The sequence below is a fragment of the Sphingobium sp. WCS2017Hpa-17 genome (assembly GCF_031843765.1).
Taxonomy (GTDB): Bacteria; Pseudomonadota; Alphaproteobacteria; order Sphingomonadales; family Sphingomonadaceae; genus Sphingobium.
In genome coordinates this window covers 15,086-31,200 of record NZ_JAVTIV010000003.1, presented here as the reverse complement: position 1 = coordinate 31,200, position 16,115 = coordinate 15,086, and the positions used below count along the sequence as shown (strand labels likewise).

At 65.3% G+C, this 16,115-nt stretch carries 9 protein-coding genes; 3 read left to right on the top strand and 6 right to left on the bottom strand.

What is annotated here, in order from left to right; translation table 11 throughout:
- Nucleotides 1-105: 105 nt before the first annotated feature.
- From RQH62_RS07455 to RQH62_RS07435, 5 genes are all read right to left on the bottom strand, one after another.
- A complete protein-coding gene (locus RQH62_RS07455; RefSeq protein WP_311268136.1) occupies nt 106-3,327 on the bottom strand; it encodes a CusA/CzcA family heavy metal efflux RND transporter in 3,222 nt (1,073 codons plus the stop codon).
- A 3-nt stretch (nt 3,328-3,330) separates the two neighbouring features.
- A complete protein-coding gene (locus RQH62_RS07450) occupies nt 3,331-4,488 on the bottom strand; it encodes an efflux RND transporter periplasmic adaptor subunit (RefSeq protein ID WP_311268135.1) in 1,158 nt (385 codons plus the stop codon).
- Nucleotides 4,489-4,490: 2 nt separating this feature from the next.
- Nucleotides 4,491-5,759: a TolC family protein gene (locus tag RQH62_RS07445; RefSeq protein WP_311268134.1), complete on the bottom strand. Its 1,269-nt coding sequence runs from the start codon at nt 5,757-5,759 to the stop codon at nt 4,491-4,493.
- A 69-nt stretch (nt 5,760-5,828) separates the two neighbouring features.
- A complete protein-coding gene (locus RQH62_RS07440; protein ID WP_311268133.1) occupies nt 5,829-6,158 on the bottom strand; it encodes a hypothetical protein in 330 nt (109 codons plus the stop codon).
- Between the two features lie 83 nt (nt 6,159-6,241).
- Nucleotides 6,242-9,043 carry a TonB-dependent receptor gene (locus RQH62_RS07435; RefSeq protein ID WP_311268132.1) on the bottom strand — a complete coding sequence of 934 codons (2,802 nt, stop codon included), beginning with the start codon at nt 9,041-9,043 and terminating at the stop codon, nt 6,242-6,244.
- Between the two features lie 336 nt (nt 9,044-9,379).
- On the opposite strand from RQH62_RS07435, the gene RQH62_RS07430 reads away from it, so the two are divergent.
- Genes RQH62_RS07430 through RQH62_RS07420 form a run of 3 tightly spaced genes read left to right on the top strand, consistent with a single transcriptional unit; the run spans nt 9,380 to nt 14,758 of the window.
- Nucleotides 9,380-10,144, top strand: coding sequence for a hypothetical protein (locus RQH62_RS07430; protein ID WP_311268131.1), 765 nt, complete (start codon nt 9,380-9,382; stop codon nt 10,142-10,144).
- Complete coding sequence (locus RQH62_RS07425) at nt 10,110-11,582, top strand: DNA polymerase Y family protein (RefSeq protein WP_311268130.1); 1,473 nt, start codon at nt 10,110-10,112, stop codon at nt 11,580-11,582. Before RQH62_RS07430 ends, RQH62_RS07425 begins: the two co-directional genes overlap by 35 nt.
- The gene (locus RQH62_RS07420) at nt 11,579-14,758 is read left to right on the top strand and encodes an error-prone DNA polymerase (RefSeq protein WP_311268129.1); all 3,180 of its coding nucleotides are present in this window, start codon (nt 11,579-11,581) and stop codon (nt 14,756-14,758) included. Before RQH62_RS07425 ends, RQH62_RS07420 begins: the two co-directional genes overlap by 4 nt.
- Nucleotides 14,759-15,435: 677 nt before the next feature.
- On the opposite strand, the gene RQH62_RS07415 is transcribed toward RQH62_RS07420, so the two are convergent.
- Nucleotides 15,436-16,107 (bottom strand): spermidine synthase, encoded by a 672-nt coding sequence (locus RQH62_RS07415; RefSeq protein WP_311268128.1) that lies wholly within the window; start codon nt 16,105-16,107, stop codon nt 15,436-15,438.
- Between the last annotated feature and the right edge of the window lie 8 nt (nt 16,108-16,115).

Sequence of the window (16,115 nt, the reverse complement as noted above, 5' to 3'; positions counted from 1 at the left end):
GTCCCCCTGACTATTGCCACCTTATGGTCCGCCGGGGAAACAGACCCTCTCCCCGGCGGTCATTTACTACTAATATGGTAGAATAATCAGGCAATCGAGTTTTACTTATGGTTGGGCGGCTACCGCCAAACTACTGTCCAACTCGCTGTCTCCTTTCTTCCGCTGCGCGCCATAGCGGGCGTAAAGTGTGGGCAGCACGAACAGCGTCAGCAGCGTCGCCGACAGCAGCCCGCCGATCACCACCGTGGCCAGCGGCTTCTGCACTTCTGCGCCGGCCCCGCTGCCGATCGCCATGGGCACGAAGCCCAGGCTCGCCACCAGCGCCGTCATCACCACCGGCCGCAACCGCTGCACCGCGCCCAACCGTGCTGCCTCCAGCCTATCCATGCCGGATCGCATCAGATCCTGGATGGAGGACACCATGACCAGCCCGTTCAGCACCGCGATGCCGGACAGGGCGATAAAGCCCACCGCCGCGCTGATGGAAAAGTCCATGCCGCGCAGAAACAGCGCCAGCACCCCGCCGACCAGCGCCATCGGCACGCCGGTAAAGACGATCGCCGCATCGCGCACCGACCCCAGCGCCGCATGCAGGAGTAACAAGATCAGTATGAAGCAGGCCGGCACCACCAGCATCAGCCGGTCGCGCGCCGACGCCAGATTTTCAAACTGCCCGCCCCATTCCAGATAGCTGCCCGCCGGCAGGCGGACGTCTTTCGCGATTGCCGCCTGCGCATCCTGAACCACGCTGGCGATATCGCGGCCCCGGACATTGGCCTGCACCACGACGCGGCGCTTGCCATTTTCGCGGCTGATCTGGTTCGGGCCGTCGATCACCCGGATCTGCGCGACGCTGGCCAGCGGCACGAACCCGCCGCCTGCCACCGGCATCTGGATTTGGGCGAGGGCGGGCAGGTCGGCCCGCTGGGTATCGGACAGGCGGATGACCACCGGGAAGCGCCGGTCGCCTTCAAAGATCATGCCGGACGTCCGCCCGCCGATCGTCGCGGTCACCACATCCTGCACATCCTGCGCCGTCACGCCGACCCGTGCCATCGCATCGCGATCGACGCGAATGTCCAGCATCGGCAGGCCGGCGGTCTGCTCCACCTTGACGTCGGTGGCGCCCTGCGTCTTGCGCAGTACGGCGGCGATCTTGTTGGCCGTGCGGTTCATGGCGTCGAAATCCTCGCCGAACACCTTGACCGCCACGTCGCCGCGCACGCCCGCGATCAACTCGTTGAAGCGCATCTGGATCGGCTGGGTGATTTCATAGGCATTGCCCGGAAACTGCGCCAGCTTGCCCTCCAGTCGCGCGATCAGATCCGCTTTGCTGAGGCGCGGGTCGGGCCATTGCTCGCGCGGTTTCAGGATCACGAACATGTCGGTGGCATTGGGCGGCATCGGATCGGATGCCAGCTCGGCCGTGCCCGTCTTGGAAAAGACGAACTGAACCTCGGGCTGTTTACCGACCATCTGTTCGATCGGCTGCTGCATCGCCTGGCTCTGCTGCACTGATGTCGCGGGAATGCGCAGCGCCTGGATCAGCAGGTCGCCCTCATCTAGTTGCGGCAGGAACACCTGCCCCAGCGACAGGAACGCCACGACCGCGACCGCGCAACCGGCGATGCCGGCACCGATCGTCATCGTCGGCCGTCGCATCGCCCGATCAAGGCCGGGTTCGTAACGTGCCTTCAGCCAGCCAACGATCCGCCCGTCCTTCTCCTCGACCCTGTTCGACAGCCAGATGGCGATCGCCGCCGGCACGGCCGTCAGCGACAGGATGAAGGCGAAGGCGAGCGCGATGATGACCGTGGCGGCCATCGGCACGAAGCTCTTGCCCTCCACCCCGGTCAGCGTCAGCAGCGGCACATAGACCAGCATGATGATCGCCTGCCCATAGACGGACGGCCGGATCATCTCCCGCGACGCCAGCGCCACCATATGCAGCCGCTCATTCTTCGTGAGCAGCCGGCCCTGCCGATGCTGCGCCTCCGCCATGCGGCGCAGCGCATTTTCCACGATGATGACCGCGCCGTCGACGATCAGGCCGAAGTCGAGCGCGCCAAGGCTCATCAGATTGGCCGACACGCCGATCTTCAACATGCCAAAGCCGGTGAGCAGCATCGTGACCGGGATCACCATCGCCGCGATCAGCGCCGCGCGCCAGTTGCCGAGCAGCGCGAACAGCACGACGATGACCAGCAGCGCGCCTTCGGTCAGGTTCTTGGCCACCGTCCCGATCGTTGCGTTGACCAGCGCGGTGCGATCCAACACCGGCTGCACGATCACGTCGGGCGGCAGGGATGCGTTGATGCTCTTCAGCCGATCGGCCACGGCGGTTGCGACGGTCCGGCTATTCTCACCGATCCGCATGACGGCGGTGCCGACCACGACTTCGGTGCCATTCTCCGAAGCCGATCCCATCCGCACGGCCTGACCCGTTTTCACGGTTGCGACCTGCCCCAGCGTGATCGGCACGCCCCCGCGCGTCGATACGACGATGCGCGACAATTCGGTCGCGTTGCGGATCAATGCGTCGGATCGCACTGCCAGCCCCTCGCCATTGCGGTCGATGAAGCCGCCGCCCACGGCCGTGTTATTGCGCTCCAATGCGGTGCCAAGGTCGGTTAGCGTCAGCCCCAGCGCGGCCAGCCGCTGGACGTCGGGAATGACCATATATTGTTTGCTGTACCCACCGATCGCGTCGATCCCGGCCAGTCCCTTGGTATTTTTCAGCAGCGGCGCGACGATCCAGTCCTGCGCCGTGCGCAGATAGGTCGCCTTGTCGATGTCGGTGGTCAGCCGGTCGCCTTCGGGCGTGATATAGCTGCCGTCGGGTTGCATCCCCGGTTCGCCGGGCAGATGCGTGTCGTCGCCGCGATGCTCCAGCCGCACCGTCCACATATAGACTTCGCCAAGGCCGGTGGCGATCGGCCCCATTTCCGGGCTGACCCCGGCGGGCAGGTTTTCGGCGACGCCGTTCAGCCGCTCGCCCACCTGCTGGCGGGCGAAATAGATATCGGTGGATTCATCGAAGACGGCGGTGATCTGGGCAAAGCCGTTGCGGCTGATCGACCGGCTATGGTCCAGCCCGGCGATACCCGCCAATGCCGTCTCGATCGGATAGGCGACCTGCTTTTCGACCAGTTCGGGCGACAGGGCAGGCGCGCGGACGTTGATCTGCACCTGATTGTTGGTGATATCCGGCACCGCGTCGATCGGCAGGCGATGCAGGGCGATGCCGCCGATGACGGCGGCGATGGCGGTCAGCAGCAGGACGAGCCAGCGCTTGTGGACCGCCCAATTGACGATAGGGGCGATCATGGCTCAATGATCCTCATGTGTGGCTTCGCCCTTGCCGAGTTCGGCCTTGAGCGTGAAGCTGTTGGTAGTGGCGATGGTTTCGCTGCCTTTGAGGCCCGACTTTATGATCACCATCGCGCCGCTGGTCTGGCCCAGCGTGACGGGCACGCCCTGAAAACCGCCGGGCGTCCGCACGAAGACCATGGGCTTGCCCTCGACCGTCTGGACGGCGGTGGATGGCACGGCGATCGTCGTGTCGCCGCCTTCGCCCGATAGCTGCACGGCGGCCGTCACCGGCTCCCCCGCGCGCCACTGGCCGTCGCGATTGTCGAGGATGGCGATGACCGGCACCAGCCGCGTCTGCGCATCCAGCACTGGCGACACGAAGCGCACGCGCGCCTTCGCCTGACGCCCGGCCGCCGTCACCGTGACGCTGTTGCCCGGCTTCACCCGCCCGGCATCGGCCGGCTGCAACTGGAGCGAGAGCGACACGGTGGACAGGTTGGCGACGCGATAGAGTTCGGCATTGGCATCGACCGCCTGGCCCAGCGCGACGCTGCGCGATATCACCTGCCCGGACGCCGGCGCGACAATGCCGATCCGGTTGAGGCCGCCGCCACCGCCGCCGGTCGCTGCCAGTTGCCCGGTGGCTTGGCTGTAGGCGATGCGCGCCTCGGTCGCGGCAGTGCGGGCGGCGATCAAATCCTGCTCCGGCGATACGCGCTGCGCGAACAGCCTTTGTTCGCGGGACAGGTTGCTGTTGGCCAGCGCCAGCCGCGCGCGCGAAGCCTCGACCTCGCCCTTCATCAGCGCCGCCTCCCGGCTTTCGATCACGGCCAGCGTCTGGCCGCGCCCGATCGTCTCGCCCAGATTGCGGGTCAGCGATACGATCCGCCCGCCGATCGCGGCGGACACGACCTGCATCGCCTGCGGATCGCTTTCGATCGTGGCGGGCAGTTCCAGCGTGCCGGACCCGCCGATGGTCGGCCGGCCGATCTGGATCGCGGCCGACCTTATCTGCTCGTCGGACAGGGTGATCTTGCCCTCATCCGCATGGCCTTCCTCGCCATGCTCTTCTTCGCTGGCGGCGGTGGCATTGCCCGCCTCCATCCCGCCACCACAGGCGGCCAGCATCAGGGCGAGGGGGATCGGCAGCAACGCCGCACATATAGTCTTTTTCATGGTCAATTTTCCTCCTGCGGCGCGGGAGCGGTCAGCCGCTCCAACCGGGCCTGGGCATTATGATGGGCGGCGAGCGCGTCGATCGCGGCCAGTCGGGTGTCGGCCAGCGTCCGCTCGGCATCGAGCAGGTCAAGCTGCCCAAACTTGCCCTCGCGATAACCGATGCGGGCGATCCGCGCGGCTTCCTGCGCGGCGGCCATCGCCGGCCCCTGCGCGTTGCGGGCGAGGGCGGCGGTGATGTCCGCCTCTGCCTGCGCGTCCGTAATCGCCTGCTCCACGTCCAGCGCGGTCATGCGCTTCTGCGCCTGCGCCATCTGCTGTTCTGCCCGTGCCTGCGCCACGCTGGCGCGACCGGCATTGAACAGCGGGATGGGCAAGGAGACGCTGAACACCGCCGCCACATCGTTGGTGGCCGACAGGCGCCGCACGCCCGGCCCGACCGTCAGGTCCGGCACGCGCTGCGACCGGGCGAGGCGGACGCCGGCGTCAGCGGTGGACAGGTCGGCATCGGCCGCCGCCATGGCCAGCGTAACCCGACTGTCCAGTTGGTGCGGCCCCTGCACGGCAGGCGGCAGCCGATCGAGCAGCCCCTCGTCCAGCGGCGCGTCGACCGGCTGGCCGATCCGCCGGACCAGATTGGTGCGCGCCGCCATGGCCAGTCGCTGCGTCCGATCGGCATTGGCCTGCGCATTGAGGCGTGCGACATCGGCGCGCTGTTCCTCGATCGGGGAAGCACGTCCCGCCCGGACCCGCAGCGCGGCGGCATCATAGGCGTTGCCGGCAATGCGCAGCTGATCGGCGGCGATCGTGCCGCGCCGCTGCGCCGCCACCGCCTCGATATAGAGCAATGTCACCTGAAGCCGGACGTCGGCCTGCGCGATCGCCGCGCCCAATCGGGCACGATGCGCCTGCGCATCGGCCACCGCCACGCGCGCCGGGCGCTTGCCGCCCAGTTCGATGGGGATGCTTAGCCCGACCGTGGTTTCGGCCTGATCGAAGCCATTATAGGCGCCCGATCCACCGACATTTTCCAGTTCGGTCTGGATGGTGGGATTGGGGCGCAGGCCCGCGACGGTGCGGGCGGCCTGCGCCACCTCCACGCCGGCCTGTGCGGCATCGGCGGCGGGCGCGCTGGCCCCGGCCGCGCTCAGCGCCTGTTCAAGGGTGAAGGGTATGGCGGCAGGGGCGGATGTCGGGGCGACATCCGTCTGCGCCTGCGCCATCGCGACGCAGCTTGTGGCGGCCCAAAGGACCGCGATGATCTTGTGCATGGGAAAATATCCTGATCGAATCGCATCAGGCCGCGATCCGCATAGGCGGTCACGGCCGGTGAGACAGGATCAGGCGATGGGCGGCCGCAGATCGGGGCCGGAAATCCAGCGACCCAGCGCGGACCGGTCCTGCGGTCGGGCGGGGCTGTTCAGGAAGGCGAGGATATTGGGAGAAACGCTGCGGGCCGGCAGGAAAGCGGCGGCGCCATGGCAGCTGCCATGATGATGGGTCACGGCCTGATCGCTGTCGCCGGGCACGCGATCCTCGTCCGTATCGCTATGCACATAGCCGGAACATTCGATGTCGAACGCCCCGGCCAGTTCGCGCGCATGGATCGCCGTCGCGGTCGTCAACGACGCGAGCAGCATGCACATGAACAGGAAGGCCCCACGAAACATCGACCCGCTCCTAGCCGATTTTTCCACCCCTGTCATGGCAAACTGCATGCCGGCCGGGCGAAGGCCGCCCGGCCGGCATCGGATCAGAACTTCACCGACGCATTGACGAAGAAGGCGCGGCCATAGGCGTCATAGGTCGACGGATAGGTGTTGGCCTGATCCTGATTGTCGCCCAGGATCGGCGGCTTCTTGTTGAACATATTGTTCGTGCCGATCGACCAGCCAAACCGTTCGGTGGCCTGCACCTGCAAACCCAGGTCGAACAGATTATAGGCTTTGATCTTCTCGACCGTGTAGGTGGTGGTGTCGTCATCGTCGCGGACGCTCGACAGATAACGATGGGTCAGGCCCAGCGTGATCGGCCCGCTGGTCCAGGTGATGCGATTGTTCAGGCGCAGCTTCGAATAAGGGTTGCCGCAATTGATGCCGAACTTGCCCGCGCAGCTCTGGTTCAGCTCTGAAATCGCCGCCACCGGATTGAGGTCGTAGCGGATCAGGCGAGTGCCTGCGACGCGGAAGGCCAGCTTGCCGGTCTTGGCCCCGAACACGCCGAAGTTCAGCGGCACGCTATAATTCAGCTCGAAATCGACGCCGGAGGTCTTGAGGCCGCCGGTGTTCGACTGAAGGTTCACCGCCCCTTCGATCTCGCTGCTGGTCGCATTGCGCGGCAGCAGGGAGCAATAGCTGCTGTCATAGGGCGTCCAGCCATTCGCCTCGTCACCATAGCAGGCGCGGATGATGTTCGCGGTGCCGGCGGTCGAGATATAATTGTCGATCTTGATATTATAATAATCGACGGTCAGCGACAGGCGCGGCGCGAAGCTGGGTTGCAGGACGACGCCCAGACCCCAGGTGTTCGACGTTTCTTCGCGCAGGTCGGGATTGCCGCCGGTGACGGATTCGATCTGCGAGCTGCCACCGTAGAAATCGGTGCCCAGCGCGCTGGACGACACGCCGCTGGCAAGGCAACTGGCCGACAGCGTCGCGCTGGTCGTGGCAGCCGAGGTCGAGCACGGATCGGTCGCGGTCGGGAAGTCCTGCGACTGGCCCGAATAGAGCTCATAGACCGATGGCGCACGCACGGCCCGGCTATATTGGCCGCGGAAGGTGATGTCCTTGATTGGCGCGTAGATCAGGCCGGCCGAGAAGGTGCTGACATTCTTCGCTGCGGTTGAATAATGGGAGAAGCGATAGGCGCCGTTGAAATCCAGCTTGTGGACCAGCGGCAGGTCGGCGAGCAGCGGCACGCTGATTTCCGTGAACAGCTCCTTCACATTATAGCTGCCGCCCAGACCCTGACCCGCGTTGAAGCCGACCACGTCGCCCGACGACAGCGCTTCGTCGGGATTATAGCTGCCCTTTTCGGACCGATATTCCGCGCCGATGGCGATGCCCGCCGGGCCGGCGCCCAGGTCGAACAGATTGCCGTTCGTGATCGCTGCGTTCGCCACCTGCTCGGTGATATAGCTGACATTGCGCGTCGTGATCGAAATGAAGTCGGCGGCTTCGTCGCTGATATTGCCCGCGCCGAAGATGTTCAGCGGCACGCAGCCATTGCTGGTGTCGGAACAGACCAGATTGCCGTCCGCATCATAGGTCGTCTTGAGCGCCTGCTCGACCCGGCTGCGCGACACATTGCCATATTGCGTTTCGACCTGCTTGGTCCGCGAATAGCTGTAATAGGCGTCATAATTCCAGTCGCCGCTGATATTGCCTTTGGCCCCGATCAGCGCGCGATAGGCGGTATTGTCGACATTGGAGATGCGATCGCCCACCTCGGTCAGGCGGCGATAGATGTTGGCGGAGGTATAGCCGTCGCCATCGGTATCGGCCGCCGCCAGCAACGCCTGCGAGTCTGCCGACAGGAAGGAGGAGTCCGTGTCCAACTCGACCGTGCCGGTAAAGGGGGTGGGCGCCAGCTTGTTACGCACCTTGTTCTTGATGAACTGCCCCTCGCCATAGAGGGTCAGGTGATCGCTGACGTCGAAATGTGCCTGACCGCTCAGCAGGATGCGCTTCTGGGGCACCTGCAGATAGTTGGACGGGGCATAATTATAGGCGTCGGTCGCAGCGCTATAGGCGGAATAGCTGCCATCCTGATTGAACTTATACTGGCTGTTGTTCAGCGCCATGCGCGTGCCGGGGATGGAGCCTGATCCGCCCGCGACCAGATTGCCATCGCCATCGTCGGTATAGGTCTGGCGGGTGTAGCTGCGCGCGCTCTGGTCCACGCCGTTGCGCTTGATATAGTCGGCATAGAGGGTGATGTTGCCGCGGCCGTCGGCGAAATTCTGGCCCAGCAGGATATTGCTGTTGAACGTGCCACCATCGCCTTCCTCATTCAGGCGATAATTGGCGTTCGCTTCCACCCCGGAAAAATTCTTCTTCATCACGAAATTGATGACGCCCGCGATCGCGTCGGAGCCATAGACGGCGGAGCGGCCGCCCGACACGACCTCGACATGGTCGATCAGGCCGGCGGGCACGGTGTTGAGGTCGACCACCTGATTGGAGTCATAGGACACATAACGATGGCCATCGACCAGAACCAGCGTGCGCTGCGCACCCAGACCACGCAGGTCAGCGGTCGATACGCCGCCACCCGGATTGTTCGACGCGGCGGTCGTGCTGGGGATCAGCTGCGGCAGGTCGTTGATGATCGCCTCGACATTGGCCTTGCCGCTCAGCTTCAATTCCTGCGCGCTGACGATCGAGATGGGCGATGCCTGTTGCAGGTCGGGACGGGCGATGCGCGATCCGGTGACGACGATCGTGTCGTCGCTGGCAGGGGCAGCATCGTCGCTGGCCTGGGCAAAGGCCGGCGTCGCCAAGCCGAGCAGGACCGTCGACGCCAGAAGGCGCCGGCAAAATTCAGCCGATGTCATGAGATATTCCCTTCGATACGCTGGTTGCGACCCGCGCAGTCTATGAGGCTGACCGCTTCGAGTTGATGCAGCAGGCGTGCCTTGGGATGGCGCATATCGTCAATATTGCGCTTTTGTTAAACAACGACTTTTCGCGCTATGTGACTTTTAAGAAACAAGAATTTCGGAACATTACGGCGCATTGCGTAATATTGCGCAAATTTCATCGCATGACGAAATGTTGCGGCATCGAATATGTTTCGGTTCCCTTTCAACCGCCTGCCTTGACCCGAAATTCCAGAGTGGACGCCAGTCAGAAATAAGAACATAAAGAGAACATATTAAGCGATTCGAGATATGGCAGGCAGCGTTCCCATCAACGGCATCCGTCCGACAGGACGGCAAGGGCCAGCGGCAGACATGCCCTTCCCGGCGCTTGCGCGGGGGCATCTGCATGAAATCCACTGCACCGCACCGGATCGGGCGGCGGCGTTCGCCTTCGCTCTGACCCAGGACCTGATCCAGAAACAAGGGGCGCAGGCAGGGGCAGTTTTCGCCTTGCAAGCGGTACGGCGCCAGCGCTTGCCGACGCTCTTTTCCGGAGACGGGCTGGCCCTGCTGGGGATCGACCCCAACAGGCTGACGATCGTAGAGGCGGGCAGCGAAGTGGAGATGCTGCGCGCGGGGCTGGAGGCGGCGCGCTGTCCGGGCGTTTTTATGGTGCTGATGGAAAGCGAGGGCCGTTTTGCCGACTACGACCTGACTGCCAGCCGCCGTCTGGTGCTGGCGGCCGAAGCCTCCGGTGCCAGCATCATGCTGCTGCGCGGCGATGCGGAACAACGATCGAGCGGCGCGCAGACCCGCTGGTCGATCCGCAGCGCACCCTCGATCCCGCTGGAGGCCGATGCCCCCGGCCTGCCGACTATAGAGGCCGAATTGCTCCGCTGCCGAAGCGGGCCTGCGGGTGGGCGCTGGCTGCTGTCATGGGATGCGGAACATGGATGTTTCAGGGACAGGGACACAGGAGAAGACGACAAGCGACCGCCTGTGCCTGGCGCTGTGGTTCCCTTTTCTCGCCTGCGAACGGATGCAGGCAGCGACAGCCAGCGACAGGTCGCCTGACGCGGAACCGGTACCCTTTGCTCTCGTGGCGCGGGTCAGCAATGCACTGCGGCTGGCCTCGGTGGACAGGATCGCGTGTCGGCAGGGGCTGGCGGCCGGCATGACGCTGGCCGATGCGCGGGCGCGCTGCCCCACGCTGGTCACGCACCCGGCCGATCCTCCCGCCGACGCGCGCGAACTGGACCGCTTGCTGGAGGTGATGCGCCATTTCACGCCGATGGTGGCGCTCGATGCCCCCGATGGCCTGATCCTGGATATTAGCGGCTGCACCCATTTGTTCGGCGGCGCGCAGGCGCTCGCGCGGCAGGCGAGGGCCATGGCCGGCTATGCCAGCCGCCCCGGCTTCGGCACCAACGCCATGGCGGCCCGCGCCCTTGCCCGCCATGGCCGCGCGACCAGCGATATCCACGCCCTGCCGGTCGCCGCGCTCGACCTGGACGATGGCGCACTGGCCGCGCTGCGCCGGGCGGGGTTGCGCAGCATCGGCGACCTCGCCCGCCGGTCCATGGGCATGATCGCCGCGCGCTTCGGGGAGCAGGCCGTCACCCGCCTGCGCCAGATTTTGGGCGAAGCGCCCAGCCCGATCGCGCCGCGCCGCCCATCCGCCCCCATCCGCGCCGAAGCCCGCTTTCCCGAACCCATCGCCCGGACCGAGGATGTGATGGATGTGATCGAGGATCTGCTGGGGCAGGCGGCGCGGCAGATGGAGGCGCGCAAACTGGGCGGGCGTCGCTTCGTCATCCGGCTGCTGCGCAGCGACGGCGCACGGCAGGGCTTGGCGATCGAAACGGGCCAGCCGGTGCGCGATCCCGCCGCCGTGCTGCGCCTGCTGCGCGAACGCATCGACACGATGGCCGACCCGCTCGACCCCGGTTTCGGCTTCGACGCGGTGCTACTGGCGGTGCCGCTGGTCGAGCCGCTGGCTGAACGCCAGCAGGCGATGGAGGGCGAAGAGGCGAGGGCTGGCGAGGAGAGCATCGTCGCCCTGATCGACCGGCTCGGTATCCGCCTCGGCCCGGACAAGGTCCGCCGCCTCCAGCCCCGCGACCGTCATATCCCCGAAAGCGCGCAGGCCTTCATACCCGCAATGCAGGCAAAGGCGCATCCATGGCCCGCAACCCCGGATCATCCCCCCCGACCGCTACTCCTGTTCGACCCGCCTCAGCCTGTCGCGGTAATCGCCGGCGTACCCGACGGCCCGCCCCAGCGCTTTCGCTGGCGCGACCAACTGCATGAAGTGCGCCTTGCCGAAGGGCCGGAGCGGATCGCGGCCGAATGGTGGCGCCGGCGCGACGGGCATCAGCCGGGCGGGGCAGGGCGCACCCGCGACTATTACCGGATCGAGGACAAGGACGGGCGCCGCTACTGGATGTTCCGCCACGGCCTGTTCGGCGAGGAGGTGAATATCCGTTGGTATCTGCACGGCCTGTTCGCATGACCAGCTTTGCGGAGGTCGTCGCCGCCACCAATTTCAGCTTCCTGCGCGGCGCATCCCATCCCAAGGCGATGGTGGTGCAGGCGGCGCACCTCGGCATGACCGCCATCGGCATCGCCGATCGCAACACGGTCGCCGGTGTCGTCCGCGCGCATCAGGCGATGAAGGATCTGGGCGCGCTGGCTGGCGGCATGCGCCTGATCGTCGGCGCGCGGTTGGCGTTCGCCGATGGCACGCCCGATATCGTCGCTTACCCCCGCACGCGGTTCGGCTGGGGCCGGCTGACCCGCCTGTTGACGCTGGGCAACCGGCGCACGATCAAGGGCGACTGCACCCTCAACCTGCCCGACCTGCTCGATCACGCGCAGGATATGGCGTTGATCACGATGGACGGCGACGCGGCGTTGCTGGCCCAATTGCGCGCGGTGACGCCCCATCTCTGGCTCGCTACGACCATGGGCCGGGCCGGGCGCGACGCGCGGATGCTGGCCCGGCGGCAGACGCTGGCCGCGGAAACGGGCGTCCCGCTGATCGCCACCAATGACGCGCTCTATGCAGAGGCCGACGACCGCCCGATGCAGGATATCCTCACCTGCATCCGCGAAGGGCTGACCATCCAGACCGCCGGCAAGCGCCTCGCCACTAATGCCGAAAGGCATCTGAAGCACCCCGATGAAATGGCGCGCCTCTTTGCCGACTGCCCGCAGGCGATCGCCGCAACGCAGGATCTGCTCGCCTGCATCGCCTTCACGCTCGACCAGCTCGTTTATGAGTATCCGCATGAACCGGTGCCCGAAGGCTGGGCGCCGCAGGACTGGCTGGAACATCTGGTGCAGGACAAGGCGCAGGCGCGCTTCCCCGACGGCCTGCCGCCTGCCTATCGCAAAACGCTAAAGGAAGAGTTCGACCTGATCCGCAGCCGCAACTACGCCTATTATTTCCTGACCGTTCACGACATCGTCGCCTATGCTCGCAGCCTGAACCCGCCGATCCTTTGTCAGGGGCGCGGGTCCGCCGCCAATTCGCTGGTCTGCTATCTGCTGGGCGTCACCCCGATCGACCCGGTGCGCGAAAAACTGCTATTCTCCCGCTTCCTCTCCGAAAACCGGCATGAACCGCCCGATATCGACGTCGATTTCGAACATGAACGGCGCGAGGAGGTGATGCAATATATCTACCGCCGCTACGGCCGCGAACGGGCGGGCATCGCCGCGACCGTCATCCGCTATCGCTCCCGCAGCGCGTTGCGCGAAGTCGGCAAGGCGCTGGGCCTGACCGAGGATGTGACGGCCCGCCTGTCCGGCACCATCTGGGGCAGCCATAGCGGGGAAGATGTGCCCGAAAGCCGCGTCAGCGAAGCCGGCTTCGATCCCGCCAATCCCGAACTCGCCCGCCTGCGCGACATGGCGGGCCGGCTGCTGGAATATCCCCGCCATCTGTCGCAGCATGTCGGTGGCTTCGTGCTCAGCCAGAGCCGGCTCGACGAACTGGTGCCGATCCACAATGCCGCCATGCCCGACCGCACTTTCATCGAATGGGACAAGGATGATCTCGATACGTTGGGCCTGATGAAGGTCGATGTGCTGGCGCTCGGCATGCTGACCGCGATCCGCAAGAGCTTCGACCTGATGCGCCTGCACGGCCTTGGCGACCTGACGCTGGATCGCGTGCCCGTGGCGGATGAAGCCACCTACAAGATGCTGCAAAAGGGCGACAGCATCGGCACCTTCCAGGTCGAAAGCCGGGCGCAGATCGCCATGCTCCCCCGCATGAAGCCGAAAATACTCTACGACCTCGTCATTCAGGTCGCGATCGTGCGACCCGGCCCGATTCAGGGTGGCATGGTCCATCCCTATCTGCGGCGGCGCGCGGGGGAGGAAGCCGAAGATTATCCCGGTCCGCCCGGCAATCCGTTCGAATTGAAGGAGGTTCTGGAAAAGACCAAGGGCGTGCCCCTGTTTCAGGAACAGGCGATGCGCCTCGCGATCGTCGCGGCCAAATTCACGCCGGCGGAGGCGGACGGCCTGCGCCGCTCCATGGCGACCTTCCGCAATCGCGGCGACATTGGCAACTGGCAGGAAAAATTCATCACCGGCATGACGGTACGCGGCTATCCGCTCGATTTCGCCGAACGCTGTTTCGAACAGATCAAGGGCTTTGGCGAATATGGCTTTCCCGAAAGCCATGCGCAGGCGTTCGGGTGGCTCGCTTATGTTTCTTCCTGGCTGAAATGCCATTATCCGGCCGTCTTCACCTGCGCCCTGCTCAACAGCCAGCCCATGGGCTTCTACGCCCCCGCGCAACTGGTCCGCGACGCGCAGCAACATGGCGTGGAAGTGCGGCCGATCGATGTGCAGGCCAGCGACTGGTACAGCAGTCTGGAGGGCGAGCGGATATTGCGTCTAGGCCTCGATCGCATGGACGGCTTTCGCGAAGAGTGGGCGAACGCCCTGATCGCCGCACGGGCGCAGGCGCCGATCCGCGACATGGAGGATCTGGCCCGCCGCGTCGGCCTGCCGTCCCGCGCGCTGCATCTGCTGGCCGATGGCGACGCGCTCCGCTCGATCGGCCAGAGCCGGCGCGAAGCCGGCTGGGAAGCGCGCCGGGTGCCGCCCGCACAACTCCCGCTGTTCGCGGCGCAGGACTTGCCGGAACTCGGCCGGGAAGCCGACGCCGCGCTGCCCGCCATGCCCCTGTCGGAGGAAGTGGCGGTCGATTACGCCACCCACCGCCTGTCGCTGAAGGGGCATCCGATGCAATTTCTGCGCAGCCATTTCGCTTCCCAGGGCGCGATCGACTGCGCCGGCGTCAATGCGGCAAAGGACGGTGCAAAGGTCCGGGTGGCAGGCGTGGTGCTGATCCGCCAGCGGCCGGGCAAGGGCAATGCGGTCTTCATCACGATCGAGGATGAAAGCGGCATCGTCAACGCTTTGCTCTGGACCCGCGACATGGAAAAGCAACGTCGCGCGGTGATGGCCGCCCGCCTGATGCTGATCGACGGCGAAGTCCAGCGCAGCAAGGAAAATGTCGTCCACCTGATGGTCGACCGGGTGACCGACGCGAGCGAAATGCTGGGCAGGCTGAATGACGGGCAGGAAGGTGGAAAGGCAGAACGGCCGTCCCCCAGAAGACACCCGCGCGATGTGCGGATATTGCCGAAGTCACGGGATTTTCATTGAGGGAGGATGGCTGGATTGGGTGGGGAGCGGACGTTCCATTTTAATCGTCATCCCAGCGAAAGCTGGGATCTCTCTTTTCTTTCAAGCGCATTCCCAGAAGAAGTGAGATGCCAGCCTTCGCTGGCATGACGGGAGTTGGTCGTGAACGGCCATTCTCTTATCCCTCTCCCTTGAGGGAGAGGGCTGCGCAGACTTGGCAGCTTGCTGCCTAGTCGAAGCTGGGTGAGGGGGATGCACCCTCACGACGACACGCCACGCTCGCGCCAGTCCCCCTCATCCAACTGCACCTGGCCGCTGCGCGGCAAGGTTCCGTATCCTTCTCCCCCAATGGGGAGAAGGACTTCCGCCTCCGGCCGCCGTCCCCTCCAACAGCCTTCCAATGTAGGATTTCTTCTGATCTATCCTCAGGAATGAACCCGGCTCGCCCGATCCACGCGCTCGCGCATCACCACCGCTCCCCATCAGCAGCGCATGGCCGGCGCGTAGCTGTCGCGTTCTGGTCGCGCATTTGTGCTCCCGATGGTGCGTCACCGGCGCGCCTCCATGACCCGACTGACCCGTACCTGTCTCATCGGTGGCGCTTCGCGCGCGCTTTGCAGGGGCATTTCGCCGATTTTGCCCGACGACACTGTGAACTTCGAGGTGTCGCGTCGAAATGCGCCGCGTCGTGTCCCGCCCTATCGCTTCAGCGCGAACCAGATCACATGACGCGGCCCCTTGCCATTGTCGCGGGCCTTGACCGCGACTTCGTCCACCAGAAAGCCCGCATTGCGCAGGCGATTGGCGAAGACATCGTCCGATCCGGCCGACCATACCGCCAATATGCCGCCCGGCTTCAACGCGGCCTTGGCCGTTTGCAGCCCCGCCCGCGAATAGAGCCGGTCGTTCGCCGCTGCTGTCAGCCCGTCCGGCCCATTGTCCACGTCCAGCAGGATCGCATCATAGGTACCATGGCCCGCCGCGATCACCGGCACGACATCGTCGATCACCAGGTCGACGCGCGGATCGTCCAGGCATCCGGCCATCAGATCCACCATCGGCCCGCGCGCCCATTCGATGATCTTGGGCACCAGTTCGGCCACCGTCACCTTGGCCGCCTTGTCCAGCACGCCCAGCGCCGCGCGCAGGGTAAAGCCCATGCCATAGCCGCCGATCAGAATATGCGGCGCCTTGCGCCCGCGCAGCCGCTCGATCGTCATCAGCGCCAGCTGCTTTTCCGATCCGCTCATCTGGCTGCTCATCAATTCGTTCCGGTCCAGCACGATCATATGATCGGCGCCGCGCCGATAGAGTTTCAGCTCCTGCCCGCCCGGCACCTGTGCCGAATCCAGATATTCCCGCGGGATCATGTCACGTC

What these genes read in the sequence shown, in the direction of transcription:
- RQH62_RS07455 (WP_311268136.1), bottom strand. Translation starts at nt 3,327, where the DNA reads ATGATCGCCCCTATCGTCAATTGGGCGGTCCACAAGCGCTGGCTCGTC.
- RQH62_RS07450 (WP_311268135.1), bottom strand. Translation starts at nt 4,488, where the DNA reads ATGAAAAAGACTATATGTGCGGCGTTGCTGCCGATCCCCCTCGCCCTG.
- RQH62_RS07445 (WP_311268134.1), bottom strand. Translation starts at nt 5,759, where the DNA reads ATGCACAAGATCATCGCGGTCCTTTGGGCCGCCACAAGCTGCGTCGCG.
- RQH62_RS07440 (WP_311268133.1), bottom strand. Translation starts at nt 6,158, where the DNA reads ATGTTTCGTGGGGCCTTCCTGTTCATGTGCATGCTGCTCGCGTCGTTG.
- RQH62_RS07435 (WP_311268132.1), bottom strand. Translation starts at nt 9,043, where the DNA reads ATGACATCGGCTGAATTTTGCCGGCGCCTTCTGGCGTCGACGGTCCTG.
- RQH62_RS07430 (WP_311268131.1), top strand. Translation starts at nt 9,380, where the DNA reads ATGGCAGGCAGCGTTCCCATCAACGGCATCCGTCCGACAGGACGGCAA.
- RQH62_RS07425 (WP_311268130.1), top strand. Translation starts at nt 10,110, where the DNA reads ATGCAGGCAGCGACAGCCAGCGACAGGTCGCCTGACGCGGAACCGGTA.
- RQH62_RS07420 (WP_311268129.1), top strand. Translation starts at nt 11,579, where the DNA reads ATGACCAGCTTTGCGGAGGTCGTCGCCGCCACCAATTTCAGCTTCCTG.
- RQH62_RS07415 (WP_311268128.1), bottom strand. Translation starts at nt 16,107, where the DNA reads ATGATCCCGCGGGAATATCTGGATTCGGCACAGGTGCCGGGCGGGCAG.